This window comes from Micromonospora sp. 4G55 (genome assembly GCF_016803375.1).
On record NZ_JAEVHN010000936.1, the window covers coordinates 1 to 1216 of the forward strand.

The 1216-nt window shown below is 76.4% G+C and carries 2 pseudogenes; both read left to right on the plus strand.

Annotation, left to right across the window (positions count from 1 at the left end):
* A pseudogene (locus JNW89_RS36305) lies at window positions 1-249 on the plus strand (16S/23S rRNA (cytidine-2'-O)-methyltransferase); the annotation flags it as partial.
* A 97-nt stretch (window positions 250-346) separates the two neighbouring features.
* Window positions 347-1216 (plus strand): annotated as a pseudogene (locus tag JNW89_RS36310) (NAD kinase); the annotation flags it as partial.

The following is a 1216-nucleotide window of genomic DNA, read 5'->3' on the forward strand; positions in this document are numbered from 1 at the left end:
CCGGCGCTGCGCGCCGAGGCGGTGCTCGACGTGGCTGCCGCCGCGGCCGGGCTCGGGCTGGGCCTGGCCGACGTGGCGGCCAGTCCACTGCCGGGACCCAGCGGCAACGTCGAGTTCTTCGTATGGTTACGCCGGGACGCCCCGGCGGCCGACCCCGAGCGGGTGCGCGCCGTGGTGGCGGCGGGGCCCGAGGGCCCGGCCACCGCCGGCGATCTGCCGGCGGAGCGGACCGGGGAGGTGACAGGGTGAGCGACGAGCGGAACCCGACGAGCGGGGGACGAGAGGCGGGTCCGGTGGGCGACAGCGACGGGGTGAGCCCCGGCGGCACGCACGGGCGGGTGGCCCGGTGAGCCGCACCGCGCTGCTGGTGACGCACACCGGGCGGCGGCGCAGCACCGAACACGCCCGGGCCGTGGCCGCCGACCTGATCGCCGCCGGCTTCGAGGTGCGGGTGGTGGCCGAGGAGGCCGACGACCTCGACCTGCCCGGCGTGGTGCCGGTGACCGGGCTGGAGGCGGCCGAGGGGGCCGAGATCGTGTTCGCCCTCGGCGGGGACGGCACCTTCCTGCGCGCGGCCGAGCTGGCCCGCCCGGCCAAGGCGCCGCTGCTCGGCATCAACCTGGGCAAGGTCGGCTTCCTCGCCGAGGCCGAGATCAACGACCTCGACGTGGCGGTCCGCGACGTGGTCGGCCGCAACTACACGGTGGACGAGCGGCTCACCCTCGACGTGACGCCGAGTTCGACGGCGGGCCGACCATCGAGTCCTGGGCGCTCAACGAGATCAGCGTCGAGAAGGGCGAGCGGGCCCAGATGCTGGAGCTGCTCGTCGACGTCGACGGCCGCCCGCTGTCCCGGTACGGCTGCGACGGGGTGGTCTGCGCGACCCCCACCGGCTCCACCGCGTACGCCTTCTCCGGCGGCGGCCCGGTGGTCTGGCCGGAGGTGGAGGCCCTGCTGCTGGTGCCGATCAGCGCGCACGCGCTGTTCAGCCGCCCGCTGGTGACCGCGCCGACCTCCACGTTCTCGATCACCGTGGACCCGTTCACCACCCTGGCGGTGCTCTGCTGCGACGGCCGGCGGGTCTTCGACCTCCCGCCGGGCGCCCGGGTGACGGTGCGCCGCGGCGCGCTCCCGGTGCGCATCGTCCGGCTGCGGGCCCGGCCGTTCACCGACCGGCTGGTGGCCAAGTTCGGGCTGCCGGTGCAGGGCTGGCGCG